The sequence below is a fragment of the Mycobacterium xenopi genome, assembly GCF_009936235.1.
GTDB lineage: Bacteria > Actinomycetota > Actinomycetes > Mycobacteriales > Mycobacteriaceae > Mycobacterium > Mycobacterium xenopi.
The window spans coordinates 2,126,983-2,150,961 of the sequence record NZ_AP022314.1 but is presented as its reverse complement, the minus strand read 5'-3'; the positions used below and the strand labels follow the sequence as shown (position 1 = coordinate 2,150,961).

The window sequence follows — 23,979 nt, the reverse complement described above, 5'->3', positions numbered from 1 at the left end:
AACGTCAACCAGCAGTACCACAACACATTACGAAGGGAAGCCACTGTGCCTGTCACTCAGGAAGAAATCATCGCCGGCCTCGCCGAGATCATCGAAGAGGTCACCGGCATCGAGCCCTCCGAGGTCACCCCGGAGAAGTCGTTCGTCGACGACCTGGACATCGACTCGCTGTCGATGGTCGAGATCGCCGTGCAGACCGAGGACAAGTACGGGGTGAAGATCCCCGACGAGGACCTCGCCGGGCTGCGCACCGTCGGCGACGTCGTCGAATACATCCAGAAGCTCGAGGAAGAAAACCCCGAGGCGGCCGAGGCGATCCGCGCCAAGATCGAGGCGGAAAACCCCGAGAAGGTCCAAGCCGTCCGGGCCCGGATTGCGGAAGCCCAAGCGGACAAGTGACCAAGCCTTCCACTGCTAACGGCGGTTTCCCCAGCGTTGTGGTCACCGCCGTCACAGCGACAACGTCGATCGCGGCGGACATCGAAAGCACGTGGAAGGGTTTACTGGCCGGCGAAAGCGGCATCCACGTTCTCGAAGACGAGTTCGTCACGAAGTGGGATCTGCCGGTCAAGATCGGCGGCCATCTGAAGGATCCGATCGACGCCCACATGGGCCGGCTGGACTTGCGGCGCATGTCGTATGTCCAGCGGATGGCCAAGCTGCTGGCCGGTCAGCTCTGGGAGGCCGCCGGCACCCCGGAGGTCGATCCGGACCGGTTCTCGGTGGTCATCGGCACCGGCCTGGGCGGCGCCGAGCGAATCGTCGAAAGCTACGACCTGATGAATGAGGGCGGGCCCCGCAAGGTGTCTCCCCTGGCGGTTCAGATGATCATGCCCAACGGCTCGGCGGCGACCGTCGGCCTGCAGCTGGGGGCCCGCGCCGGGGTGATGGCCCCGGTGTCGGCGTGCTCATCGGGTTCGGAAGCCATCGCCCATGCGTGGCGGCAGATCATCCTGGGCGACGCCGACATCGCGGTCTGCGGCGGTGTCGAAGGCGGCATCGAGGCGCTGCCCATCGCGGCGTTCTCCATGATGCGGGCCATGTCGACCCGCAACGACGACCCGGAAGGCGCATCCCGACCGTTCGACAAGGACCGGGACGGGTTCGTCTTCGGTGAAGCCGGGGCGCTCATGGTCATCGAAACCGAAGAGCACGCCAAGGCCCGCGGCGCTAAGCCGCTGGCCCGCTTGATGGGGGCCGGTATCACCTCCGATGCCTTCCACATGGTCGCGCCGGCGCCCGACGGGGTCCGTGCAGGCAAGGCGATGGTGCGGGCCATGGAGCTGGCGGGCTTGTCGCCCAAGGACATTGACCACGTCAACGCCCACGCGACGGCAACCCCGATCGGCGACACCGCCGAAGCCAACGCGATCCGCGTCGCCCAATGCGAACACGCTGCGGTCTATGCCCCCAAGGGGGCGCTGGGCCACTCCATCGGCGCGGTCGGTGCGCTGGAGTCGGTGCTCACGGTGCTCACCCTGCGGGACGGCGTTATCCCGCCCACGCTGAACTACGAGACACCCGATCCCGAGATCGATCTCGACATCGTGGCCGGAGAACCCCGCTACGGCAACTACCAGTACGCGATCAACAACTCGTTCGGCTTCGGCGGGCACAACGTAGCGCTCGCCTTCGGGCGGTACTGAAAGTCACGACGTCCGACACCGACGCGGGCCGCCGACGACCCGAGGAGATGCCGGACAGTAGAAAGGAAGCTTCGCGACACCCATGACAGAGCTGGTTACGGGGAAAGCCTTCCCCCATGTGGTAGTCACCGGCATTGCCATGACGACCGCCCTGGCATCGGACGCCGAGACCACGTGGAAGTTGTTGCTAGACGGACAAAGTGGGATCCGTAAACTCGACGACCCGTTCGTGGAGGAGTTCGACCTCCCGGTCCGCATCGGCGGGCATCTACTCGAGGAATTCGACACCCAGCTGACGCGGGTCGAGAACCGCCGGCTGTCATACCTGGGCAAGATGTCCACGGTGCTGGGCCGGCGGGTGTGGGACAACGCCGGCGCGCCCGAGGTCGACACCAACCGGTTGGCGGTGTCGATCGGCACCGGCATGGGCTCCACCGAAGAGTTGGTGTTCGGTTACGACGACATGCGGGTGCGGGGCCTGAAGGCGGTTTCACCGCTGGCGGTGCAGATGTACATGCCCAACGCCGCGGCCGCGGCGGTGGGGCTGGACCGGCACGCCAAAGCCGGGGTGATGACTCCGGTCTCGGCGTGCTCGTCCGGATCGGAGGCCATTGCGCGGGCCTGGCAGCAGATCGTGCTCGGCGAAGCCGACATCGCGATCTGCGGTGGGGTCGAGACGAAGATCGAAGCGGTGCCGATCGCCGGGTTCGCGCAGATGCGCATCGTGTTGTCGACGAACAACGACGATCCGGCGGGCGCCTGCCGCCCGTTCGACAAGGACCGCGACGGGTTCGTGTTCGGTGAAGCGGGCGCGTTGCTGGTGATCGAAACCGAGGAACACGCCAAGGCCCGCGGCGCCAACATCCTGGCTCGGTTGATGGGCGCGGCCGTCACCTCCGACGGCTATCACATCGTGGCGCCGGATCCCAACGGCGAACGCGCCGGGCATGCGATGACCCGGGCGATCCAGCTCGCCGACCTCACTCCCGGCGACATCGACCACGTCAACGCCCACGCCACCGGCACCTCGGTCGGCGACGTGGCCGAGGGCAAAGCCATCAACAACGCGCTTGGCCCCCATGGCGGAAACGCCGCGGTCTACGCCCCCAAGTCGGCGCTGGGCCATTCGGTCGGTGCGGTCGGCGCGGTGGAGTCGATCCTGACCGTGCTCGCGTTGCGGGACCAGATCATCCCGCCCACACTGAACCTGGTCAATCTCGACCCGGAGATCGACCTCGACGTGGTGGCGGGCAAGCCGCGGCCGGGCAGCTACAACTACGCGATCAACAACTCGTTCGGATTCGGCGGGCACAACGTCGCAATCGCGTTTGGTCGTTACTGAGCCGAACACCAATCGAGGAGGAGACCTGCGATGACGATCATGGCCCCCGACGCGGTTGGCGAATCACTTGATCCACGCGATCCGCTGCTGCGGCTGTCGACGTTCTTCGACGACGACAGCGTGGAACTGCTGCACGAGCGGGACCGCTCGGGGGTGCTGGCCGCCGCGGGCACCGTCAACGGCGTGCGGACCATCGCGTTTTGCACCGACGGCACCGTGATGGGCGGGGCCATGGGCGTGGAGGGCTGCGCGCACATCGTCGACGCCTACGACACCGCCGTCGAGGAGCAGTGCCCGATCGTCGGTATCTGGCACTCCGGCGGGGCCCGGCTTGCCGAGGGCGTACGTGCCCTGCACGCGGTCGGGTTGGTGTTCGAGGCGATGATCCGCGCGTCCGGCTACGTCCCGCAGATCTCGGTAGTCGTCGGCTTCGCCGCCGGCGGTGCCGCGTACGGCCCGGCGCTGACCGACGTGATCGTGATGGCCCCGGACAGCCGGATCTTCGTCACCGGACCCGATGTGGTGCGCAGCGTCACCGGCGAGGACGTCGACATGGCGTCGCTCGGCGGGCCGACGACCCACCACAAGAAGTCGGGGGTGTGTCACATCGTCGCCGACGACGAACTCGACGCTTACGCACGCGGCCGGCGCCTGGTCGGATTGTTCTGCCAGCAAGGGCATTTCGACCGCAGCAAGGCCGAGGCCGGCGACATCGATCTGCATGCGCTGCTGCCGGAATCGCCTCGGCGCGCCTATGACGTGCACCCCATCGTGCACGGGCTGCTCGACGAGGGCACGTTCGAGGAGTTCCAATCCAAGTGGGCGCCGTCGATGGTGATAGGGCTGGGTCGGCTCTCCGGACGCACCGTGGGTGTGCTGGCCAACAACCCGCTGCGCTTGGGCGGTTGCCTGAACTCTGAAAGCGCCGAGAAGGCAGCGCGGTTCGTGCGGCTCTGTGATGCGTTCGGGATTCCGCTGATCTGTGTGGTCGACGTGCCGGGATATCTGCCCGGTGTCGGCGAGGAGTGGGGCGGCGTGGTGCGCCGCGGCGCCAAACTGTTGCACGCGTTCGGCGAGTGCACGGTCCCGCGGGTCACGCTGGTGACCCGAAAGATCTACGGCGGGGCCTACATTGCGATGAACTCCCGCTCGCTGGGCGCCACCAAGGTGTTTGCTTGGCCCGACGCCGAGGTCGCGGTGATGGGCGCCAAGGCGGCGGTCGGGATTCTGCACCGCAAGAAACTGGCGGCGGCGCCTGAACACGAGCGCGAGGCCTTGCACGACGCGCTGGCCGCCGAGCATGAGCGCATCGCCGGTGGCGTCGACAGTGCGATCGACATCGGTGTCGTCGACGAGAAGATCGACCCGGCGCACACCCGCAGCAAGCTGACCCAGGCGCTGGCCGAGGCGCCGGCGCGCCGCGGTCGGCATAAGAACATCCCGCTGTAAGCACGAGCAGACGCAAAAGACACCGAAAACTTTTGTTTTCAGGGGCTTTTGCGTCTTGGGTCACGTCTTTGTCTCCAGCGGGGGGATGGTGGTTGTGCCCGCCTATCAGCGATTCTCGCTCCTAGCGTTGACATGAAATGTCGTCGAATGTGCGGTTTCGTACGCGACACGCCGACACAGGCGTATAGAACCGCACAATCCCGGTGGCTATGTCGGCGCGTGCGCCTATCTCACCCGCAAAATCAGAACAACACGATTCGCTCGTAGGCGGGCGAATAGTGTGCCTCTACTCTGGCAGGTACATAAGTGGCAGGTGTGACCCAGCCCTAGCGCGTGGTGTGGCCGCCGTTGGCGAAGGTGGGCTTAGAAGAACTCGGTGTCCGTCGGCGCGGGCGCCACACTGTTGGCTGAAACCATCCGGGTTGCAAGTTGTTTCGCTGCGGCGCGTGCGGGAGGGCCAGCTTGGAACCGCAGTACCGGGTCAGCCGTGTCCAAGGATGCCAACCCGAAGTGGCGCCGGGTGACTGGGTCGGCAGCATGGCAAAGCCCGTGAGCCGTCTTGGGTGTGCGGCGATCGCCTCAGCCAGCCAGTCGTTGACTTCTCGGCTTACGGCAACGGCCAATTCGGCGTCCGCATCCGAGAGGATCTGCACACCGGGCTGCACGTGGGTGAGCACCTGCATGTCGATTCCCGCCGCGTCCATGAGACGAATGCGCCCGGCTCCCACGTCGCTGAGCCGGGCGTTCACAGCCTTGTATCTCTGGTGCAACCACTCCGGATACAAGTCCCATACCGGCGGATGAAGAAACGCCTCTTCCAGCGCGTTCCTTACGATACGGGCGTTGCGGTCACCGCTGAGCCAGTGGCTTGGTCGCCGTGACGGCGTGCGTGCGGATCAGCGGCAGGCCCCACCAACCACGCCACCCCAAGTCTCGACGCTCGACGTTTTCCATGCCGCATTGCCGTAATCGGCGGGCGTACAGACGCGTGAAGCCGATGTCGGCGATCACCAGGCGACCGCCCGGCCGCAGCACGCGGACCGCTTCATCGATCGCAGCCAGCCGCGCCTTGTTGCCAGGCAAGTTGTGGATCGCCAGGCTGCTGACGACCACATCGAAGGACGCGTCCGGGAACTGCAGGTCGGTCATGTCGCGAGTGTGCAGCTGAACGCGGTCGGCCACGCCTTCTGCCTCGGCGTTGGCCAGCGTGGCCGCCATGCAGTTGCCAGTCTGGTCCTCCCGCCAAATGTCCACTCCCACAGTGCTTCCCCGCGGCACCAACTTCGCCGCCGCCAACAGCACCGCCCCACGCCCGCAGCCAAGGTCGAGCACGCGTTCGTCGCCCCTTAAATTCAAGTCGGTGAGCAGGCGCGCCCATACCTCGAATTTTCCGCGCCGGCTGAACCGCATGATGCCCGCGCCGGCGGCACTCAACACGACGGCCACCACGGCCGCCGCCACTCCAGCGAGGACACGCCCGTCCACCAGCCACCTGACCGCCAAAACCGCTGCGCTGAGGCACAACAGCGCATAGATCGTGAACACCACCGGTGCGGGAATCAGCCGGTAATCGCCGTCGACTCCATATCGTCCCCGGGGGTGCGCAAGGTCAGCAGCCAGCTCGGTCATCGTGATCGCCTCCGTATGCCGTGGCCCGGTAGTCGCGGGCAAGTCGGTCGAATATCGGGATCGCTTTGTTCGCAGCGCGTTTCAGTCGCTGCTTGTCCGGTGCGTCGGCCGGCTCGAAGGCGCGGCGCACGGTGTCGGCGAGCTGATCGGCCTTCTGTTCCAGGCTCAACCGGATGCTCGGCGGCAGAAACGGTTCGGCGGCGAAGAAGCCGAACACGATGTTGGGCAAGGTGTAGTCGAGGTCGGTGGGGCGCAGTTCCGCACGCAGCATGCCCTCGGCGGCAAGCACACTCAGATAATCTCGATTGACGCCGAGCTTGGTTTCCTCCAGCCGCCGATGGTTCGCCGAGGCGAGGAACGTGTCGAGGGTGTCGGCGTCGCGGGTATAGAGCGCCCGAAGCACGGGACGGCGCATCGCTTCGACGAACAGCCGCCGCAGGTAACGGTGCAGCGCCACTTCGGCGGGGTCGTTTCGCAGCGCATCGACGACCGCGTCCGTCATCCCCGCCGCCTCACGAGCGCTGACCGCGTGGAAGAGCTCCTCACGAGACCGCCAGTGCAGGTAGACGGTTCCCTTGCCGACCCCCGCACGGCGAGCCAGCTCATCGATGGTCACCCGCCGATAGCCCCAGCGCAGCAGCAGGTCACGTGCGGTATCGAGGATCCGGTCGGCCCGCTGCACGCGATCGACCCGAGAACGCTCCACCATCGCCCGCCCTCCGGTCCGATATATGCTGACCAAAATACCATATTGGTCAATAGTCAGCAACCTTCACGGGTCGAAAAGTGCTTACCGCCGGGCGAGGATAGCCGTAATCGCTTGGTGAAGCTCCTCTTTCGGGTCAGGTGGAAGCCTGTCTGCGCGCCAGGCGACGAAATCATCGGGGCGCACCAACAACGCACCGGCGCGCGTAAGTCCGGTGACGGCTGCCCAGGTGCCGTCGACGTCGACTCCGGTTCCGATGCGCTGCACGCTGATCGGTACACCCCTCGACGCGGAGACTGCGGCGTCAGACCATGCGGCACCGTCATCTCCGATGAACAGAGTGAACCCAGAACCGACCAGGTCCAGGGTGGAAACTCGCTTGCCATCGCGGTACACCCAGGCATGCGGCACCCGCGTACCGGGTTGTCCGCGCAGTTCCTCAACCAGCGACACGTCGTCCCCGTTCGCCGGGGCAGGTTCGTCGGAAACAACCGCAGCAGAGCGGTATTGGTAGCCGATGAGGAGCGCGAACATCGGCGCTTCCTCGTCCGGCGGCAACTGCGGCCGGTTGTCGTCCAACCGCAGGAAGGCAAGTGCCGGACCGGTGAGGGACTGACGAGCGTTGAAGCGACCGACCGGATGGCGCTCGGTGTGATAAGTACTCAGCAGCTCCGGCCCGGCCACGCCGTTCAAGACGGCGGCGAGCTTCCACGCTAGGTTGTCTGCGCTCTGGATGGCAGTGTTGGCTCCCCCGGCCTTGAACGGTGGCATGGTGTGGGCGGCGTCACCGACCAGAAAGACTCGGCGGCATTGGAATTGGTCGGCTACGCGCTCGTACGGCTGCCACGTGGCGACGTCGACGATCTCCAGGTCGATCTGCTCGCCGATTGCCTTGGTGAGTATCTCCGCGCACCGCTGCCTAGTGAACTGCTCGGCAGTTTCACCTTTGTCGGGGAAGTAGGTGGTGATGAATATGCCGAAGTCGCCCTCGACCACCAGGAATATGCCGTCCGCGTCAGCGTTTTTGACTTGAACGCCGTCCCCGTCGCCTAACTGCGGCACGAACTTTCGCCAAGGCGCCTTAAAGTAGATGAAGACGACGAAGATCGGTACCGCGCCGTACCCCGACGTGGTAATGGCAAGCGAGTCCCGCACCGGGCTGTGCACGCCGTCGGCGGCGACGAGATAGTCTGCTCGTATCGTTTCGGTCGCGCCCGAATCGCGTTCGCGCACAACGGCTGCCACGCCCTCATCGTCCTGCTCGAACGACGGCAATTCCGTCCCGTAGCGGACTTCGTTGCCATGCTGGCGAGTTTCGCGCACCAGCATCGGCTCCAGTCGGCTCTGGGGTAGATACTGCGCCGACGGCTCGGGGCTCAGTCCGTCGAAGGGGGCGAAAATGGCGTCGATGTCCATGCCCGGTTCTTCTTCGGCGCTGTTGAGCATCGGCTTGACGACGAGGTCCGAAACATGCTCCGCGACGGCATGCATCTCGTCACCGAGCCCCAAACGCCGCAGGATCTCCAGGCTGCGGAAGCTCAAGTTGCGAGCTTTCGGGTAAATGAAGATCTCTCGCCGCTTTTCCACTAGCAGCGAGCGAACGCCATGTTTGGCCAGTAACGCCGAGGTGGCCAGCCCCCCGGCGCCGGCGCCGACGATAAGTACAGGAACCCGCGTGACCTCCGGCATCGCTCACCTCGCCTGTAGAAAGTGATAGTTACTATCATATAGTAGCAGCTATCGAATTCTGGCCGGCTAGCCCAAGGCGGCCACGAACTCCTTGGCGACGCCGACAACCCGCGCACGATCACCGGGAACCAGGCCGATCCGAGTGCGGCGATCGACAATGTCCTCGACGGTCAGCGCACCTTCGTGGGTGACCGCGTATTCGAACTCCGCGCGCGTCACGTCGATGCCGTCGGCCACCGGATCGGTGGGACGCTCGCAGGTCGCGGCGGCGAGGACGCTGGGCGCCTCTGCTCCGTAGCGCGCGACCAACGACGCCGGCAGTCCACTAACCGGCCGGGCCGTCGATCCCGGGTTGGCGGGCGCACCGACCAGCGGCAGGTTGCGGGTCCGGCAGGTGCCGGCGGCCAGGCCGCGCGACCGGACCGCGCGATCGAGCACATCCTGGGCCATGTACCGGTATTCGGTGAGCTTGCCGCCGATCACGCTGATGACGCCGGAAGGCGACTCGACGATCGCGTGCTCGCGCGAGACGTCGGCGGTGCGACCCCCGCCGGTGTCGACCAGCGGCCGCAGTCCGGCATAGGAGCCGATCACCTCCGAGGGCTCCAGCGCGCTGCCCAGCGCGGTGTTGACCGTGGCGAGCAAAAAGTCGATCTCTTCCGAAGTCGGTTGTGGCACATCGGGAATCGGACCGGGTGCGTCTTCGTCGGTGAGCCCTAGATACACGCGGCCCAGTTGCTCGGGCATGGCGAACACGAAGCGGTTGAGCTCGCCCGGTATCGGAATGGTCAGTGCCGCAGTGGGGTTGCCGAAGGAGCGGGCGTCGAAGACCAGGTGGGTGCCGCGGCTAGGCCGCAACCGCAGTGACTCGTCGATCTCGCCCGCCCACACGCCGGCGGCGTTGATGACCGCACGCGCGGAGACGTCGAAGGATCCGCCGGTGCGCTGGTCGGTCAACCGCACCGACGTGCCGGTGGCCTGCGATGCGGCCACGTAGGTCAGAATCCGGGCCCCATACTGCGCCGCGGTCCGCGCGACCGCGGTGACCAGCCGTGCGTCGTCGATAAGCTGTCCGTCGTAGGCCAGCAGGCCACCGTCGAGCCCGTCGCGCCGCACAGCGGGAGCCAGATCGACGGCGGCCTGTGCGGAGATTCGGCGCGAGCGCGGCAGGATCGAGCCCGGCGTGCCCGCCAGTTTGCGCAGCGCATCGCCGGCCAGAAAGCCGGCACGCACTAGCGTACGCTCGGCGCGTCCCATCGTCGGCAGCAGCGGCACCAGCTGGGGCATCGCCCGAACGAGGTGAGGTGCGTTGCGCGTCATCAAGATTCCGCGTTCGACCGCACTGCGCCGGGCGATTCCGACATCACCGCTCGCCAGGTAGCGCAGGCCCCCGTGCACGAGCTTGGAACTCCACCGGCTGGTGCCGAACGCCAAATCATGTTTTTCGACCAGCGCCACCCGCAGGCCCCGTGACGCGGCATCCAACGCGATGCCGGTTCCGGTGATGCCGCCACCGATCACCATGACGTCCACCGGGGCGCCGTCGGCGAGCGCCTGCAGGTCGGCGGTGCGGCGGGCCGCGGTCAACGCGACGGGCATCGGGACAGGTATCCGTTGAGCGCGTGGGCCAGTTCGGTGCTTAGCGCGTCGGCGTCCAGGATCGGCCGCACGATGCGTGCGGACTGGATGGTCGACTGCGTGATCAGCAACACCATCGCTGCGAGCCGACGCGGATCACCCGAGCGGACGCTGCCGTGGCGCTGTGCGGCGCGCAGTTCGTCGGCCAAGACGTCGATGAGCAGTCGCTGGCTGGTGCCCAGCCGCTCGGTGATGTAGACCATCGCCAGCTCGGAGCGCAGCACGGCCATGACGAGCTTGTCGCGCCGTAACCGTTCGGCCACTGTCACGATCCGCTCGACCAGGGCCTCGCGGCCTTCGCCGCGTGCGGGAACGTCGCGTGCCGCGCCGGTGATGTGGCGGGTCATTAACGCGGCCAGGATGGACCGCGTGTCGGGCCAGCGACGGTAGACCGTCGGCCGGCTCACCCCGGCCCGGCGCGCGATCTCGGCCAGGGTCACCCGCTCCACCCCGAAATCGCGCACGCAGCTGGCCGCGGCCCGCAGTATCCGGTCACCGGTTTCCGCCGGCGCATTACTGATTGACAGCATATGTAATACTGTAACGCATGGCCGAGGAGCTCCTGCCGCCCATGAAATGGAACGCGTGGGGCGATCCGGCGGCAGCCAAACCGCTATCGGAAAGTATCCGGTCGCTGCTGAAACAGGCGCTGGGCGTGCAGGATTCGGATGTGGCCGAGCTCGACGCAGACCAGGTCCGGCTGTCTTCGAGCGCGCTGGGGCAGGCTGATTACGACGCGCTGGCGGCCATCGTCGGCCCGGATTTCTGCCGGGTCGGTGACCGTGACCGGCTGCTGCACGCCGGCGGCAAGTCCACGCTGGATCTGCTGCGGCGCAAGGACACCGGTGTGCAGGAGGCTCCCGACGCGGTGCTGCTGCCCGGCGACGAGGACGACGTCGCGGCCATCCTGCGACATTGCTCGCAGCGCGGCATCGCCGTCGTCCCGTTCGGCGGCGGCACCAGCGTGGTGGGTGGGCTCGACCCGATCCGCGGCCGGTTCGACGCGGTGGTGTCGCTGGATCTGCGGCGGTTCAACCGGTTGCACGCGCTCGACGCGATGTCTGGCGTGGCCGAGCTCGGTGCCGGGGTCACCGGCCCTCAGGCCGAAAGCCTGCTCGGCGAGCATGGGTTTTCGCTGGGGCATTTTCCGCAGAGCTTCGAGTTCGCCACCATCGGCGGCTTCGCGGCGACCCGCTCGTCGGGTCAGGATTCGGCGGGCTACGGGCGCTTCGACGACATGGTTCGGGGGCTGCGGGTCATCACTCCGGCGGGCGCGCTGGAGCTGGGCCGGGCCCCGGCGTCGGCGGCCGGGCCGGACCTGCGCGAGCTAATGATCGGCTCGGAAGGCGTGTTCGGTGTCATCACCCGGGTGCGGCTGCGGGTACACCGGATACCTGAGGCCACCATCTATGAGGCATGGTCGTTTCCCGACTTCGCCACCGGAACCGCCGCGCTGCGCGCCGTCAGCCAAACCGGCACCGGACCGACCGTCATCCGGCTTTCCGACGAGGCCGAGACAGGGGTCAACCTCGCCACCACTGAGGCGATCGGACAACAGCAGATCACCGGCGGCTGCCTGGCGATCACGGTGTTCGAGGGCACCACGGCCCACGCCGAGAGCAGACACGCCGAGACGCGGACGCTACTGGAAGCGCACGGCGGCACGTCGCTGGGCGAAGAGCCGGCGCAGGCCTGGCAGCGTGGCCGGTTCAGCGCGCCCTACCTGCGCGATTCGCTGCTGGCCGCGGGCGCGCTGTGTGAGACCTTGGAGACCGCCACCGACTGGTCCAACATCACCGCGCTGAAGGCCGCCGTCACCGATGCGCTGACCGGCGCGCTAGCCGCATCCGGCACACCCGCGCTTGTGCTGTGCCACATTTCGCATGTGTATCCCACCGGCGCATCGCTGTATTTCACGGTCGTTGCCGGGCAGCGTGGCAATCCGATCGAGCAGTGGCGTGTCGCCAAGGTTGCCGCCTGCGACGCGATCATGCGGACCGGCGGCACCATCACCCACCACCACGCCGTCGGCGCAGATCACCGGCCGTGGTTACGTGACGAGATCGGCGAACTGGGCGTGCAGATCTTGCGGGCCGTCAAGTCCACGCTCGATCCGGCCGGAATCCTCAACCCCGGCAAGCTGATTCCGTGACCGGACCGGTGCGCCACCGCGAGATCGGACGAGTAACCCTGCTGACCAATCCCGCGTCGGGGCGTGGACACGCGCCGCACGCCGCCCACCAAGCCAGTGCCCGCTTGCAAAAGCGCGGCGTCGACGTTGTCGAAATCATCGGAACCGACGCCACACACGCCCGACGCCTGCTCGATGCGGCCCTCGGGCGCGGCACTGACGCCGTGGTGGTCGCCGGCGGCGACGGGGTGATCGGCCTGGCGCTACAGGCGTTGGCGGGCAATGACATTCCGCTGGGCATTGTGCCAGCCGGAACTGGCAACGACCACGCCCGCGAATACGGAATCCCCAAGGATCCGGCGGGTGCCGCGGACGTCGTCGCCGACGGCTGGACGGAAACCGTTGACCTGGGCCAGATCCGCGACCACGCGGGCGCCGCCACCTGGTTCGGCACGGTCGCGGCAGCGGGCTTCGATTCACTGGTCACCGACCGGGCCAACCGGATGCGCTGGCCGCGCGGACGGATGCGCTACAACCTGGCGATGCTTGCCGAGCTGTCGCGGCTGCGGCTGCTGCCGTTTCGGCTGGTGCTCGACGGCCAGCGCGAGATCGTCACCGACCTCACGCTGGCGGCGTTCGGCAATACCCGCAGCTACGGCGGCGGCATGCGCATCTGCCCCGACGCCGACCACGCCGACGGCCTGCTCGATATCACGATGGTGCACTCGGCGTCGCGAAGCCGGTTGGTCCGCTTGTTTCCCACCGTGTTCAAAGGAACCCATGTCGAGTTGGACGAGGTGAGCACGGCGCGCGCTCGCTCCGTTGACGTGGAGTCGCCCGGTATCAATGCCTACGCCGACGGCGAGTACGTGTGTGCGCTGCCGGCGCGGATCTCCGCGATGCCCGCCGCGCTGCGGGTGCTCCGGCCGGTTGGTCAGCCGACGGAGACCTAGCCCACTCCCCGGCTCAGCCAGGCCACTTCGCCAGCGTCGCCGCCCTCGCGGTACACCTCGAGGGCCTCGTCCCATGCCGTGCCCAACGCCGAATCCAGCTCGGCCGCAAGGGCGTCCGCGCCCGAGGCCATCATGGCCCGTAGTCGCATTTCGCCCACCATGATGTCGCCGTTGGCGCTGGTCGTCCCGCTCCACAGTCCTAGTTGCGGGGTATGGCTGAACCGCTGACCGTCGACGCCGGGACTGGGGTCCTCGGTGACCTCGAAGCGCAACACCGACCACGAGCGCAGCGCGTTGGCCAACCGGGCGCCGGTGCCCACCGGGCCAACCCAGTTGGTGACCGCCCGCAGCTGTCCGGGCATGGCCGGCTGCGGAGTCCATTTCAGGTTCGCGGGGGCGCCCAGAGTCGACGACAACGCCCATTCGACGTGCGGGCACACCGCTGCCGGTGAGGCGTGGATGTACACCACGCCAGTGGTCGCGTCGGCGAATTGGTTCGACGCACGCATCTGCTGCTCCTTCGGCTCCACGAGGGACGTCTTCCCCAACGACCTGGTGAACCCGATGAGCAGCCCGGGATAAAGTTGTGCTTTGCGTGTCTATTGTGCCTCGTGATACCCCTGTTGCGCTAGTGGGCGCGGTGTTCAGAAATCACCGCGTCGGAAAGCGCCGGCCACACCGGCAGCGCCCAGTCGCCGAAATCGCGGTCGGTGAGCACGACAAGGGCCAGGTCAGCGTCGGGATCGGCCCAGATAAAGCTGCCGGACTGCCCGAAATGGCCGTAGGTTCGCGCCGAGTTGGATGCACCGGTCCAGTGCGGCGACTTGGCGTCGCGAATCTCGAAACCCAGGCCCCAGTCGTTGGGCCGCTGCACGCCATATCCCGGCAGCACCCCGTCGAGGCCGGGGAACTGCACGCTGGTGGCCTCGGCGTGCATCTGCGCCGAGACGACCGCCGGGCGCAGCAGATCGGCCGCGAACTCGGTCAGGTCGGCGACGGTCGAGGTAGCGCCGAACCCGGCGGCCCACGTGCCACCGTCCAGCCGGCTGGCGGTCATCTGCAGCGGCTCGAACACCGCCTCGGTGAGGTACTGCCCGAATTCGATGCCCGATGCCCGCTCCACCGTCTCGGCGAGCACGGTGAAACCGTGATTGGAGTACACCCGACGGGTGCCAGGGCGGGCCAGAATGTGGTCGGAGTGCATCGCCAGCCCCGACGCGTGCGCCAACAGGTGGCGGACCGTGGAGCCGGGCGGCCCGGCCGGGGTGTCCAGCTCGACGACCCCTTCCTCGATGGCCACGTGCACGGCCCGGGCTACCAACGGTTTGGTCACCGACGCCAGCGCGAACTCCCGGTCGACGTCGCCGTGACTGGCCAACACCCCAGAGGGCCCGATGACCGCGGCGGCGGCGGTGGCGACCGGCCAGTCGTCTAGCGCGTCGAGTGCAGCCATCGCGGCAGAGCGTAACGCCCACCGCCTCAGAACCAGCGGGCAGGCAGACGATGCAGCGGCGTTAGGTTAGAGCCCATGAGTCAGACAGTGCGGGGCGTGGTTTCAGGCAAAAAAGGCGATCCGGTCGAGTTGGTGGACGTCGTCATTCCCGACCCCGGCCGGGGTGAGGTGGTGGTCGACGTGATCGCGTGCGGGGTGTGCCACACCGATTTGACCTACCGGGAAGGCGGCATCACCGCCGACTACCCGTTTCTGCTCGGCCATGAAGCCGCCGGCACCGTCGAATCGATCGGGCCGGACGTGACCGCGGTGCAACCCGGCGACTTCGTAATCTTGAACTGGCGCGCGGTCTGCGGGCAGTGCCGGGCGTGTAAACGCGGCAGGCCGCATTTGTGCTTCGACACCTTCAACGCCGACCAGAAAATGACGCTCACCGACGGCACCGAGTTGACACCGGCGCTGGGAATCGGGGCGTTCGCCGACAAAACCCTGGTGCACCAAGGGCAATGCACCAAGGTCGATCCCGCGGCCGACCCGGCGGTGGCCGGTCTGCTGGGCTGCGGGGTCATGGCTGGTCTCGGCGCGGCGATCAACACCGGCGGGGTGACCCGCGACGACACCGTCGCGGTGATCGGCTGTGGGGGTGTGGGCGACGCCGCGATCGCGGGCGCAGCCTTGGTCGGGGCCCGGCGCATCATCGCGGTGGACACCGACAACACCAAACTCGAGTGGGCGCGCGGCTTCGGCGCCACCCACACCGTCAACGCGCGGGAGTCCGATGTCGTCAGGGCCATTCAGGATCTCACCGACGGATTCGGCGCCAACGTGGTGATCGACGCCGTCGGTCGGCCGGAGACCTGGGAGCAAGCCTTCTACGCCCGTGATCTCGCGGGAACCGTGGTGCTGGTTGGCGTTCCAACACCGCAGATGCGCATCGACATGCCGCTGTTGGACTTCTTCTCCCACGGCGGGGCGCTGAAGTCGTCGTGGTACGGCGACTGCCTGCCCGAACGCGACTTTCCCACCCTGATCGACCTGTATCTGCAGGGCCGGTTGCCGCTGGAGAAGTTCGTCTCCGAGCGCATCGGGCTCGGAGACGTCGAGGAGGCGTTCCACAGGATGCACGCTGGCAAGGTGCTGCGCTCGGTGGTGATGCTGTGACGATCGAGCGTGTGGTTACCCACGGCACCTTCGAACTCGACGGCGGCAGTTGGGAAGTCGACAACAACATCTGGATCGTCGGCGACGACTCCGACGTGGTGGTGTTCGACGCCGCGCACGTTGCCGAGCCGATCGTCCAGGCTGTCGGCGGCCGCAATGTGGTCGCGGTGGTATGCACGCACGGTCACAACGACCATGTGACGGTGGCCCCGGAGCTGGGCAAGGCGCTCGACGCCCCGGTGCTGCTGCATCCCGCCGACGAGGTGCTGTGGCGGATGACCCATCCGGACAAGGACTTTCGCGCGGTGGCCGATGCAGACACCGTCAGCGTCGCCGGGACGCAGCTGCACGCGTTGCACACCCCGGGCCACTCGCCCGGATCGGTTTGCTGGTACGCCCCGGAGCTGGGAGCGGTGTTCAGCGGCGACACCCTGTTCCAGGGCGGACCCGGTGCGACGGGCCGCTCGTTCTCCGACTTCCCGACCATCCTGCAGTCGATCTCGAGCCGGCTCGGCACGCTGCCTGCCGACACGGTCGTCTACACCGGCCACGGCGACACCACCACCGTCGGCGATGAGATCGTCCACTACGACGAATGGGTGGCCCGCGGTCACTAGGTCCTTCGCCGCAAGCGCGCGCACACTGGCTAGGCCAGGGTGCTGGTGCACACACGCGCCCACTCGTGGCAAGTTGGAGGGTCAGCGGCCGTCGAGGATCCGGCGTTTCTCGGCCTCGAACTCTGCTTCAGTCAACGCGCCTGAATCCCGCAGCGCCGCCAACGTTTTCAGCTGTTCGACGCGCACGCCCTTTTCGCCGGGGGTATATGCGGCGTCCGGCCCCGATTGCTGGGTCGGCACCGGCTGTGGCCGGCGCCGAATCCGTGCCGACCACCACAGCGCGCAAATCAGGTTCAGCAGACCCAGCCCGAACAACACGGCGAAGACCCACACCAATGAGCCATAAGAGCTACGGTGCCCGAATGCTAGTCGCGGGCTGATGAACCCGCCGACCTGCCCACTGGTTTTGATGGTGTAGGTGCCCTCTGCGGGAACGCGCGCCAACCAGACCCGGCGGTGGGCGTCGTTGTTGATTGTCGTTGTGCTGCCGTAGCTTTCGGTCACCACCGGGTCGGCGGCGCCGGCCGGCGGGATGATGGTCATTCCCAGCCGCGGTACCGGCAGACCGCCGCTGGCACTGCCGAGGATCTGGGTGTGGAAGCTGACGGTGACCTCACCGGCCGGCAGCTGCAGGTTGCCCGTTCCCGGGACGGGCACCTCGCCGTACGCGTTGTACCTGTCCAGCACGAACACGTTGACTAGCAGCGTGGCGATGAACGCGACGCCTCCCACCACCATCGCCACAACGGACATAACCACCGCGAGCCTCGTCGCGGCTTTGGCGCCGGTCACCGCCGCAGTCTGTCACACCGGGCCGCCGCTGCGCTGGCCGACGGGCACGCCAGAACGTTACGGTGCAGGGAACACCGGATACAGGAGCGCGCCATGGCAGCCAACCTCGAAGTCACCGTGCCGGATCTGTCCGGAAAGCGCGCAGTCGTCACCGGCTCCAACAGCGGCCTCGGCTTCGGCCTGGCTCGCCGGCTGGCAGCGGCGGGCGCCGAGGTCGTCATGGCGGTCCGCAACCGCGCCAAGGGCGAGGCGGCGGTCGCCGAGATCCGCGCGACGGTCCCCGACGCCAAGCTAACGATCAGAAACCTCGACCTGTCGTCGCTGACTAGCGTCGCGGCGCTGGCCGAGCAGCTCAACGCCGAGGGTCGCCCGATCGACATCTTGATCAACAACGCCGGTGTGATGACACCGCCGGAACGCGACACCACCGCCGACGGGTTCGAATTGCAGTTCGGCAGCAACCATCTCGGGCATTTCGCGCTCACCGGGCATCTCCTGCCGGTGCTGCGTGCCACGGGCACCGCTCGGGTCGTCTCGTTGAGCAGCATCGCTGCCCGCCGCGGCCGCATCCACTTCGACGACTTGCAGTTCGAGAAGTCCTACGCCCCGATGCAGGCCTACGGGCAGTCGAAGCTGGCGGTGTTGATGTTCGCCCGCGAACTGGATCGCCGCAGCCGCGAGGCCGGCTGGGGCATCGTGTCCAATGCCGCGCACCCGGGCTTGACCAAAACCAACCTGCAGATCAGCGGGCCGTCGCATGGCCGGTCGACGCCGTCGGTGATGGAACGGCTGTACAAGCTGTCGTGGCGGCTGACCCCGTTTATCTGGCAAGAAGTCGACGAGGGGATCCTGCCCGTGCTCTACGCGGCAGTCGCTCCGCAGGCCGAGGGCGGCGCCTTCTATGGACCGCGCGGCTGCTATGAAGCGTTCGGCGGCGGCGTGACGGCGGCCAAAGTGCCCGCGCAGGCCCGCAGCGACGCGGACTGCCGGCGGCTGTGGGAGATCTCCGAGCAGCTCACCGGCGTCAGCTATTCGAAGCCGAACTAAGCTCCGCGACAGCGGTATCGCCGAGCCGCCACCGCCTTTCGATCCGTTTTGCTGCCTCCCGCCAGCGGGTAGTCGTCAACCAGCCCGAACTCAGGAGGGAGGACCGTCATGGTCGAGCAGGAAAGCGAACAGGGCAAGCCCGTCGAGCTGTCCGAGGAAGGCAAGGAGGAAGTCCACCGGATGGCGTCAGCCTACCGAGACAAACCGACGACGGTGATGCCCGGCACGGACCGAACCATCACGGGCACAGCGATCAACGAGTGGCTTGACGACGACGGCAACCCGAAATTCGGTGATCCTCAGGAGCACCCGTTCGCAGAAGACCCCGCTGGCGAAGACAACCGCGACGACGCTAGGCAAGCGGCCGATAGCCCCGAAGACTTGCCCGCCGAGCAGCGCGAGCCGCCGGACTAGCCGGGCGGCCCACCGGGGCCGGGCTGCGGCAACCGCGGAATGCCCGGGATTCTCGGGAACGGCGGACCGACCGGCGCTGGAGCCGACGTCGTCGTGGTCGTGGTTGTGGCCGTGGAGCTCTGAGTCGTCGTGGTGGGCTCGGTGGTCGTCGACTGCGTGGACGGCGGCGTGGTCGTCGATTCCGTTGACGGCGAAGGCTGGCTCGTCGACGGTGTCTCGGTCACCGTCGTGGTCTGAACACTCGGGCTTTCGGTCGCGGGAGCGGAGGTTTCGCTTGGCGCCGGCGTCGTGCTCACGCTGGGCAGCGGCGGGGCGGGCGTGCCGCCACCGGCAGCGTGTCGCAACGCGAGGACTATCACCGCCCCCACTGCCAGCACCACCAGGATCGCGCCGGTGATCAGCACGGCCTCCCGGCGATACCACGGGATCGCGGGCCGGGTGGCCTCACGCGGGCGTTCCTCGTGCTCGACCCCCGCCTGAGCGTGGTCAAACGCCGCACTGTCTTGCGGCGCCGGGTACTCGCCGGTGCGGATCGGCATGATGCCCGAATCGTCGTCGGCCTCCGACCAGGCCAGTGCCGGGGCGCCGCTCGACTCCGGGACGGCGTCGGAGAGCACCGTCGCCTCGGCGAAGGGGTCCACCGCCGCGGCGGCGGTCGGGGCCAGCGCGGTTCGGCTGTCGCCGGCCGGGCCACGCGCTGCCCGCAGTGCCGCCCCGATCGCCGCCGCTAGATGCGGCCGCGGTGCGGTGACCACCGGGACCCGCAGCTGTTCGGGCAGCGTCGTGGTGACCGCCGGGATATTAGCCCCGCCGCCCACCAACGCAACCGCCGTCACATCAGCTAAGCGAATTTGATTGCGCTGCAAGGTTTCCTGGACTACAGCCACAAATCCGTCCAGTGGCTGGCGGATCAGCTCCTCGAGTTCGGTCCGGGTGAGCCCGATGTCACCGCTAAATCCCGGCAGTTCCGCCGACAGCGTGGTCAGCGTGCTCGACGACAGCTGTTCCTTGGCGTTTCGGCATTGGGCCCGCAGCCGGGCCAGCGAGCCGATCGCCGCGGTGCCACCGGTGTCGAACGAACCGGCCGCCGACAGGTCGGCGACGACGTGATTGAGCAGGGCCTGGTCGGTCCGGTCGCCGGAGAAGTCGGTGTAGCGGATCGTGGCGGCGACGGGCTGGTAGCCGGCGGCGGCGTCGGCCAGGGTCAGGCTGGTGCCGCTGCCCCCGAAGTCGCACACCGCGATGATCCCGCGGGCCGGCAGACCAGGGTTGGCCTGCAGCGCGACCAGCGCAGCCAGCGCGTCGGGGGCCAGCGCCACCGGCTGGGGGCCGCGCGACCACTCGGCGACCCGGCTCAGCGCGCCGCGCAGTGCCTCCACCGCGGACGCCGCCCAGTGCGCCGGATAGCTGACGGCCACCGCCTCCGGCAGCGCGCGCCCACCGGTCGCGGCGTAGGCAAGTGCCCGCAGCGCCTCGGCGACCAGCGTCTCACCGCGATGCGTCGTGCCGTCGGCTGCCACGATCCCGGCCGGGTCGCCGACCCGGTCGACGAAGTCGGTGATCACCAGGCCGGGCTCGGTGAGGTTCGGGTTCTCCGCGGGCACACCCACTTCGGGCGAACGTCCCTGATACAGGGTCAGCACCGGCTTGCGGGTCACGGCACGCTCGGCGGTCACCGCCGCCAGATTGGTGGCGCCGATCGACAGGCCCACCGCCGGGCGTTCTCCGTTTGCCATGTCGTCCTATCCAGTCGTGGCCGGTCGCGGGCGTGCGGGCGCACACCGGCCACCAATGTATCGGCAGGCCTCCTCGCCGGCGCGCAGGCGCGGCTCAGCGGATGGTGCCGGCGCCGGCGATCAGCGGAAGATCCAGCGCGGTGACCCAACCCGGCGGCAAGTCGTTGACCGCGGGGACCGCGTTGAGCGCCCGCATCCCGGTGGCCAGGCAGCCAGCGGTGGCAGCGTCACGTCCTGAGCCGTCGGTGAACCGGAACGCGGTTTCGCTGAAGATACTTGGCGTTCCGTCGATTTCGACTTGGTAGACGTCGTCCTGGTTGCCCCTCGGCCAGTCGGGTGCGGCATCGTGACCGATACGGTTGACGTGCTCAAGTTGGATGCGTGTCTTGCCCTGGTAGATGCCGTTGATGGTGAACCGGACCGCCGCTACCTGTCCCGGTTTGATGACACCCTTCGCCGTCTTGCGCTCGGTGGGAGTCACCCACGTGTCCCAGGTGGTGGTGATCTCATCGAGCATGATGCCGGCGGCGTGAGCGATCATCGGGACCGTGGCGCCCCAGGCGAAGATCAGCACGTCGGGGTTTTGCAGCACCGGCTGGAATTCGGGTTCGCGGCCGATGCCCATCTCGTTTTCGTAGTCGCCGGTGTAGTTGGTGTAATCGAGCAGCTCGGAAGCTTTGACTTTGCGTACTTCCGAGCACACGCCCATCAGCGTCATCGGCAACAGGTCGTTGGCGAAACCAGGGTCGATGCCGGTGGTGAAACACGACGACTCGCCCAGCTCGCACGCCTCGGTGATCGGCTGGATCCAGCTGGGCGGGTTCAAGTGCATGGTCGGCCACACCCAGGGCGTCATCGCGGTCGAGCATACGTCGATGCCCGCCCGCAGGAACCGGGTCATCAGCGCGATGTTGTCTTCGGCATGCGCCGCGGTCGGGCCGTAGTGCACCAACGCGTCGGGCTTGAGTGCGATCAGCGCGTCGACGTCGTCGGTGGCGGTGATGCCGATCGGTTGGGCTAGCCCGCAGATGTCGCCGACGTCGCGACCCACCTTGGCGGGGTTGCTGACGCCGACGCCGACGAGTTCGAACAGCGGGTGCTTGACGATTTCGGCGATCACCAGCTTGCCGACGAAGCCGGTACCCCACACCACGACGCGTTTGGACATCAGCCGCCTTTCGTGTCGCCACCTGCGATCACCCTAAGCGGGCGGCCCAGGCGACGGGCCGAAGGCAACGCGAACGTCATCCGCGACAGCATCCTGTCGCGCAACGTCACGGTGTGCGCGACGATGGCCGAAACGTGTGCGGCGATCACAGTCATCAGGGCGTAGGCGAGGATCGAATGGCACTGCCGCAGTAGCCAAAACAGCCGAGCGTCACACGGTGCGATGCGGGGAAGGCGCACGGATCCCAGCACGACGACCGGTGCGCCGCCGGCGGACAGCATCGCCCAGCCAAGTAGCGGCTGGGTCACCAGCAGCGCATACAGCATTAGTTCGGAAGCCATGGCAAGCTTGCGTTCCAGCGTGCCGACCGTGCTCGGCAGCGCCGGCGGGGGTCGATGCGTCAGTCGATTGACGATACGCACCAACATGACCGCGAATATGGTTACGCCGAGCGTCTTGTGGATGACGACCAGCCGGGCGTAGTCAGTGACCGAATTGACCATGACGAACCCGACGAACAACGCGCTGAATACCAATGCGGCCGTCAGCCAATGCAGGGTTCTGGTTAGCGGGCTGTATCGACGCGGTTCGGGTGCGGTCATGGCGGCACCGGTCCACCTCAACCGCCGGTGGGTTCGCGGCGGTTTCCCCGGCTCGGCGCCGGTAGGACGCGGCGTAGACCGCCGACCGCGCACTTAACAGCGGGTCATCGGACGGTTCGATGCCGTCCGGCAGGATCAGCGGGTCGAAGTTGATATCGCGTGCATTGCCGCGGTGTTCGGTCTGCGCCGAAGTCAGCGTCAGCACCCCGGCGTCCACAGCACGGCGATCGGCCGGCCACGGCAGCGTCGGGTCGCGGACCGGATCAGAAACGGCGCCGACCGTGAGCATCAATCGCCAGCGCAGCGGCGCCGACCGCAGCTGGCGGACCAACGCGTCGAACAGGGCATTGTGTCCCGGCGCCGGCGGCAGCGCCGGTTGCATGGGAAGCAGCGCCCACCGTACTGGTGTGCGCAGGTTCGACTCGTTGACGAAGTAGAACGCATGCAGGCCGTGATAGGTGCTGTCGGCAAAACCCCGGGTTGGCGGATGCTGCTTGACGATCTTCATGGCACGCCTGGTTTCCGGATGGGCCGCCAAAAACCGTGACATTGCCGCCGGATCGGGTTTGCCGGTGCCGGTTTTGACGGCGGAGGCCATCAACCGGTCGTAGCAGCCCTGTGGCGAATTGTCGAGGAACACAGGCAGGTTCAGCATGGCTGTGCGCCATTGCTGCGCGCCGGGAAAACCGAAGGCCAGTCCGAGCCCGCGCGCGGCCGTCGGCGCATCCGCGGTCTGAGGGTCCCCTCCGCTCAGCGAGAATCGACCGATCACCGGGGTTCGCCCGGGCCTAAACACCGCCGCCTTGGACAATTCGCTGCCGTTGCCGTTGCCGTCGAAGTGGCCGGTTACGGCGACACCCTTGGCGTGGTTGGGGCGGATCCCGGGATGTCGGCCAAACACCGTGGCGAAGCCGTCGATAAACACCGGGGCCAACCCGGTTGTTCGCGTACAGCAGCGCGCCGAGGTCGGCCAACAGGAAGGCGCCGACCACGGCACCGCCGCGCAGCAGATTTCGGCGGTGCAGAAGTACCGACCTCCAACCGAGCGGCCGGTTAGGTGGTGGTGTCATCTGGTGGCTCCCTCGACGGTCGACGGCGGCGACATCCCTACCGATGAACGGGGGCTGGGCCGCAGCGGTTCACCGTCAAACCAGTGGCGGTGGTGCCTTTCATCGCTTGATCATGTTGAGTTCGGCCAACATTCGGATTGCTGCAGGAAAGCCAGCTGGTTTCGTTTGCGAAAACACGCAGACACCGGGCCGCGACGTGCCACCATGGAACACCACTATGACCAGTCAACCGTCATCACAGCAGCTCCGAAGCACACGCCGGTCGGGGGCGCCGCTCCTGTTCGGGATCACCATCGCGTTCGCGGCCGCCGCCGCGGTCGGTGGTGCACCAGTCGGCGCTGCAGTGGCCGATCGTCCGCTTCTGCCGCCGAGCAGCGAGACAATCCGCTACCAAGTCAATGGCAGTCCGGGCGTGGCCGCCTACCTCAACTACGCGATCGACTACACCCAGCAGTATCAAACGAATGTGCCCTTGCCCTGGACCAAGGAGTTCACCGTACCGCCCGGCCAGGTCTATGTTCTCAGCGCACAAAGCAGTGGGACAGGTTCGATCACCTGCACAATTTCGATCGACGGCAAAGTGGTGAGCAACATGACGTCGACCGGAACACCCGCAAGGGCTGCCTGCTCGCACTGACGGCGCTGTGACGTCAGACGGGCGAGGCGGCGCTCGGCATCGCATCGGCTGGGTGCCCGGTTTCCCGGCGAAACAAAATTTCCCGGCCCGCTTTTTGTG

Annotated in this window: 24 protein-coding genes; 11 read left to right on the top strand and 13 right to left on the bottom strand. The window is 67.3% G+C overall.

From position 1 onward, the window contains the following. The first annotated feature begins 45 nt into the window (after positions 1-45). The 4 genes from acpM (at position 46) to MYXE_RS09935 (ending at position 4,437) form a co-directional block, all read left to right on the top strand. Positions 46-399, top strand: a complete 354-nt coding sequence (gene acpM / locus MYXE_RS09950) for a meromycolate extension acyl carrier protein AcpM (protein WP_003918829.1) — start codon at positions 46-48, stop codon at positions 397-399. Next, entirely contained in the window at positions 396-1,646 is a 1,251-nt protein-coding gene (gene kasA / locus MYXE_RS09945) for a 3-oxoacyl-ACP synthase KasA (RefSeq protein ID WP_003918830.1), read from the top strand. The genes acpM and kasA overlap by 4 nt, the downstream gene beginning before the upstream one ends. 82 nt (positions 1,647-1,728) lie before the next feature. Continuing rightward, positions 1,729-2,988, top strand: a complete 1,260-nt coding sequence (gene kasB / locus MYXE_RS09940) for a 3-oxoacyl-ACP synthase KasB (protein WP_085196104.1) — start codon at positions 1,729-1,731, stop codon at positions 2,986-2,988. Between the two features lie 30 nt (positions 2,989-3,018). Further along, a complete protein-coding gene (locus tag MYXE_RS09935; RefSeq protein ID WP_085196106.1) occupies positions 3,019-4,437 on the top strand; it encodes an acyl-CoA carboxylase subunit beta in 1,419 nt (472 codons plus the stop codon). A gap of 326 nt (positions 4,438-4,763) precedes the next feature. Here MYXE_RS09935 and MYXE_RS09930 read toward each other — a convergent pair whose 3' ends face one another. The 6 genes from MYXE_RS09930 to MYXE_RS09905 all read right to left on the bottom strand — a co-directional run bounded on the left by MYXE_RS09930 (position 4,764) and on the right by MYXE_RS09905 (position 10,629). After that, positions 4,764-5,186, bottom strand: a complete 423-nt coding sequence (locus tag MYXE_RS09930; RefSeq protein WP_161552082.1) for an amidohydrolase family protein — start codon at positions 5,184-5,186, stop codon at positions 4,764-4,766. 100 nt (positions 5,187-5,286) lie between these two features. After that, a complete protein-coding gene (locus MYXE_RS09925; protein ID WP_085196110.1) occupies positions 5,287-6,066 on the bottom strand; it encodes a class I SAM-dependent methyltransferase in 780 nt (259 codons plus the stop codon). After that, positions 6,047-6,775 carry a TetR/AcrR family transcriptional regulator gene (locus MYXE_RS09920; RefSeq protein WP_085196112.1) on the bottom strand — a complete coding sequence of 243 codons (729 nt, stop codon included), beginning with the start codon at positions 6,773-6,775 and terminating at the stop codon, positions 6,047-6,049. The genes MYXE_RS09925 and MYXE_RS09920 overlap by 20 nt, the downstream gene beginning before the upstream one ends. A gap of 81 nt (positions 6,776-6,856) precedes the next feature. After that, positions 6,857-8,461, bottom strand: a complete 1,605-nt coding sequence (locus tag MYXE_RS09915; protein ID WP_085196114.1) for an FAD-dependent monooxygenase — start codon at positions 8,459-8,461, stop codon at positions 6,857-6,859. Positions 8,462-8,527: 66 nt separating this feature from the next. Continuing rightward, positions 8,528-10,060 carry a glycerol-3-phosphate dehydrogenase/oxidase gene (locus MYXE_RS09910; protein WP_085196116.1) on the bottom strand — a complete coding sequence of 511 codons (1,533 nt, stop codon included), beginning with the start codon at positions 10,058-10,060 and terminating at the stop codon, positions 8,528-8,530. Then, entirely contained in the window at positions 10,045-10,629 is a 585-nt protein-coding gene (locus tag MYXE_RS09905) for a TetR/AcrR family transcriptional regulator (protein ID WP_085196118.1), read from the bottom strand. Before MYXE_RS09905 ends, MYXE_RS09910 begins: the two co-directional genes overlap by 16 nt. 41 nt (positions 10,630-10,670) lie before the next feature. Here MYXE_RS09905 and MYXE_RS09900 point away from each other — a divergent pair, with 41 nt between their 5' ends. Both MYXE_RS09900 and MYXE_RS09895 read left to right on the top strand, forming a co-directional pair. Beyond that, entirely contained in the window at positions 10,671-12,251 is a 1,581-nt protein-coding gene (locus MYXE_RS09900; RefSeq protein WP_112650026.1) for an FAD-binding oxidoreductase, read from the top strand. After that, a complete protein-coding gene (locus MYXE_RS09895; RefSeq protein ID WP_085196123.1) occupies positions 12,248-13,183 on the top strand; it encodes a diacylglycerol kinase in 936 nt (311 codons plus the stop codon). Before MYXE_RS09900 ends, MYXE_RS09895 begins: the two co-directional genes overlap by 4 nt. Here the strand turns inward: MYXE_RS09895 and MYXE_RS09890 are convergent. Both MYXE_RS09890 and MYXE_RS09885 read right to left on the bottom strand, forming a co-directional pair. Further along, positions 13,180-13,692 carry a DUF3145 domain-containing protein gene (locus MYXE_RS09890; RefSeq protein ID WP_085196155.1) on the bottom strand — a complete coding sequence of 171 codons (513 nt, stop codon included), beginning with the start codon at positions 13,690-13,692 and terminating at the stop codon, positions 13,180-13,182. The two genes, MYXE_RS09895 and MYXE_RS09890, sit on opposite strands and share 4 nt — an antisense overlap. A 119-nt stretch (positions 13,693-13,811) precedes the next feature. After that, complete coding sequence (locus MYXE_RS09885) at positions 13,812-14,636, bottom strand: serine hydrolase domain-containing protein (protein WP_085196125.1); 825 nt, start codon at positions 14,634-14,636, stop codon at positions 13,812-13,814. A 75-nt stretch (positions 14,637-14,711) separates the two neighbouring features. On the opposite strand from MYXE_RS09885, the gene MYXE_RS09880 reads away from it, so the two are divergent. Together MYXE_RS09880 and MYXE_RS09875 are read left to right on the top strand one after the other, a co-directional pair. After that, a complete protein-coding gene (locus MYXE_RS09880) occupies positions 14,712-15,797 on the top strand; it encodes an S-(hydroxymethyl)mycothiol dehydrogenase (protein WP_085196127.1) in 1,086 nt (361 codons plus the stop codon). Next, positions 15,794-16,414: an MBL fold metallo-hydrolase gene (locus MYXE_RS09875; protein WP_003918842.1), complete on the top strand. Its 621-nt coding sequence runs from the start codon at positions 15,794-15,796 to the stop codon at positions 16,412-16,414. Before MYXE_RS09880 ends, MYXE_RS09875 begins: the two co-directional genes overlap by 4 nt. A gap of 81 nt (positions 16,415-16,495) precedes the next feature. Here the strand turns inward: MYXE_RS09875 and MYXE_RS09870 are convergent, their stop codons facing one another. Continuing rightward, positions 16,496-17,167: an SHOCT domain-containing protein gene (locus MYXE_RS09870; protein WP_415624484.1), complete on the bottom strand. Its 672-nt coding sequence runs from the start codon at positions 17,165-17,167 to the stop codon at positions 16,496-16,498. 132 nt (positions 17,168-17,299) lie between these two features. Between MYXE_RS09870 and MYXE_RS09865 the strand changes: the two genes are divergently transcribed. Both MYXE_RS09865 and MYXE_RS09860 read left to right on the top strand, forming a co-directional pair. Next, on the top strand, positions 17,300-18,253 hold the full coding sequence (locus tag MYXE_RS09865; RefSeq protein ID WP_003918844.1) for an SDR family oxidoreductase: 954 nt from the start codon (positions 17,300-17,302) through the stop codon (positions 18,251-18,253). Positions 18,254-18,361: 108 nt separating this feature from the next. Then, the gene (locus MYXE_RS09860) at positions 18,362-18,667 is read left to right on the top strand and encodes a hypothetical protein (protein ID WP_085196131.1); all 306 of its coding nucleotides are present in this window, start codon (positions 18,362-18,364) and stop codon (positions 18,665-18,667) included. Here the strand turns inward: MYXE_RS09860 and MYXE_RS09855 are convergent. From MYXE_RS09855 to MYXE_RS09840, 4 genes are all read right to left on the bottom strand, one after another. Then, positions 18,664-20,403 carry an Hsp70 family protein gene (locus tag MYXE_RS09855; protein ID WP_085196133.1) on the bottom strand — a complete coding sequence of 580 codons (1,740 nt, stop codon included), beginning with the start codon at positions 20,401-20,403 and terminating at the stop codon, positions 18,664-18,666. The genes MYXE_RS09860 and MYXE_RS09855 overlap by 4 nt on opposite strands. 94 nt (positions 20,404-20,497) lie before the next feature. After that, positions 20,498-21,571 carry an NAD(P)H-dependent amine dehydrogenase family protein gene (locus MYXE_RS09850; RefSeq protein WP_085196135.1) on the bottom strand — a complete coding sequence of 358 codons (1,074 nt, stop codon included), beginning with the start codon at positions 21,569-21,571 and terminating at the stop codon, positions 20,498-20,500. Further along, on the bottom strand, positions 21,571-22,173 hold the full coding sequence (locus MYXE_RS09845; RefSeq protein ID WP_085196138.1) for a cytochrome b: 603 nt from the start codon (positions 22,171-22,173) through the stop codon (positions 21,571-21,573). Before MYXE_RS09845 ends, MYXE_RS09850 begins: the two co-directional genes overlap by 1 nt. Beyond that, on the bottom strand, positions 22,055-23,098 hold the full coding sequence (locus MYXE_RS09840) for a catalase family peroxidase (protein WP_276328453.1): 1,044 nt from the start codon (positions 23,096-23,098) through the stop codon (positions 22,055-22,057). The genes MYXE_RS09845 and MYXE_RS09840 overlap by 119 nt, the downstream gene beginning before the upstream one ends. Before the next feature lie 488 nt (positions 23,099-23,586). Between MYXE_RS09840 and MYXE_RS09835 the strand changes: the two genes are divergently transcribed. Next, positions 23,587-23,880 carry an MmpS family transport accessory protein gene (locus tag MYXE_RS09835; RefSeq protein ID WP_161552081.1) on the top strand — a complete coding sequence of 98 codons (294 nt, stop codon included), beginning with the start codon at positions 23,587-23,589 and terminating at the stop codon, positions 23,878-23,880. Positions 23,881-23,979: the final 99 nt, after the last annotated feature.

What these genes read in the sequence shown, in the direction of transcription:
- MYXE_RS09915 (WP_085196114.1), bottom strand. Translation starts at nt 8,461, where the DNA reads ATGCCGGAGGTCACGCGGGTTCCTGTACTTATCGTCGGCGCCGGCGCC.
- MYXE_RS09900 (WP_112650026.1), top strand. Translation starts at nt 10,671, where the DNA reads ATGAAATGGAACGCGTGGGGCGATCCGGCGGCAGCCAAACCGCTATCG.
- MYXE_RS09870 (WP_415624484.1), bottom strand. Translation starts at nt 17,167, where the DNA reads ATGTCCGTTGTGGCGATGGTGGTGGGAGGCGTCGCGTTCATCGCCACG.
- MYXE_RS09910 (WP_085196116.1), bottom strand. Translation starts at nt 10,060, where the DNA reads ATGCCCGTCGCGTTGACCGCGGCCCGCCGCACCGCCGACCTGCAGGCG.
- MYXE_RS09905 (WP_085196118.1), bottom strand. Translation starts at nt 10,629, where the DNA reads ATGCTGTCAATCAGTAATGCGCCGGCGGAAACCGGTGACCGGATACTG.
- MYXE_RS09865 (WP_003918844.1), top strand. Translation starts at nt 17,300, where the DNA reads ATGGCAGCCAACCTCGAAGTCACCGTGCCGGATCTGTCCGGAAAGCGC.
- MYXE_RS09850 (WP_085196135.1), bottom strand. Translation starts at nt 21,571, where the DNA reads ATGTCCAAACGCGTCGTGGTGTGGGGTACCGGCTTCGTCGGCAAGCTG.
- MYXE_RS09860 (WP_085196131.1), top strand. Translation starts at nt 18,362, where the DNA reads ATGGTCGAGCAGGAAAGCGAACAGGGCAAGCCCGTCGAGCTGTCCGAG.
- MYXE_RS09845 (WP_085196138.1), bottom strand. Translation starts at nt 22,173, where the DNA reads ATGACCGCACCCGAACCGCGTCGATACAGCCCGCTAACCAGAACCCTG.
- MYXE_RS09920 (WP_085196112.1), bottom strand. Translation starts at nt 6,775, where the DNA reads ATGGTGGAGCGTTCTCGGGTCGATCGCGTGCAGCGGGCCGACCGGATC.
- MYXE_RS09935 (WP_085196106.1), top strand. Translation starts at nt 3,019, where the DNA reads ATGACGATCATGGCCCCCGACGCGGTTGGCGAATCACTTGATCCACGC.
- kasB (WP_085196104.1), top strand. Translation starts at nt 1,729, where the DNA reads ATGACAGAGCTGGTTACGGGGAAAGCCTTCCCCCATGTGGTAGTCACC.
- MYXE_RS09885 (WP_085196125.1), bottom strand. Translation starts at nt 14,636, where the DNA reads ATGGCTGCACTCGACGCGCTAGACGACTGGCCGGTCGCCACCGCCGCC.
- MYXE_RS09880 (WP_085196127.1), top strand. Translation starts at nt 14,712, where the DNA reads ATGAGTCAGACAGTGCGGGGCGTGGTTTCAGGCAAAAAAGGCGATCCG.
- MYXE_RS09890 (WP_085196155.1), bottom strand. Translation starts at nt 13,692, where the DNA reads ATGCGTGCGTCGAACCAATTCGCCGACGCGACCACTGGCGTGGTGTAC.
- MYXE_RS09925 (WP_085196110.1), bottom strand. Translation starts at nt 6,066, where the DNA reads ATGACCGAGCTGGCTGCTGACCTTGCGCACCCCCGGGGACGATATGGA.
- MYXE_RS09855 (WP_085196133.1), bottom strand. Translation starts at nt 20,403, where the DNA reads ATGGCAAACGGAGAACGCCCGGCGGTGGGCCTGTCGATCGGCGCCACC.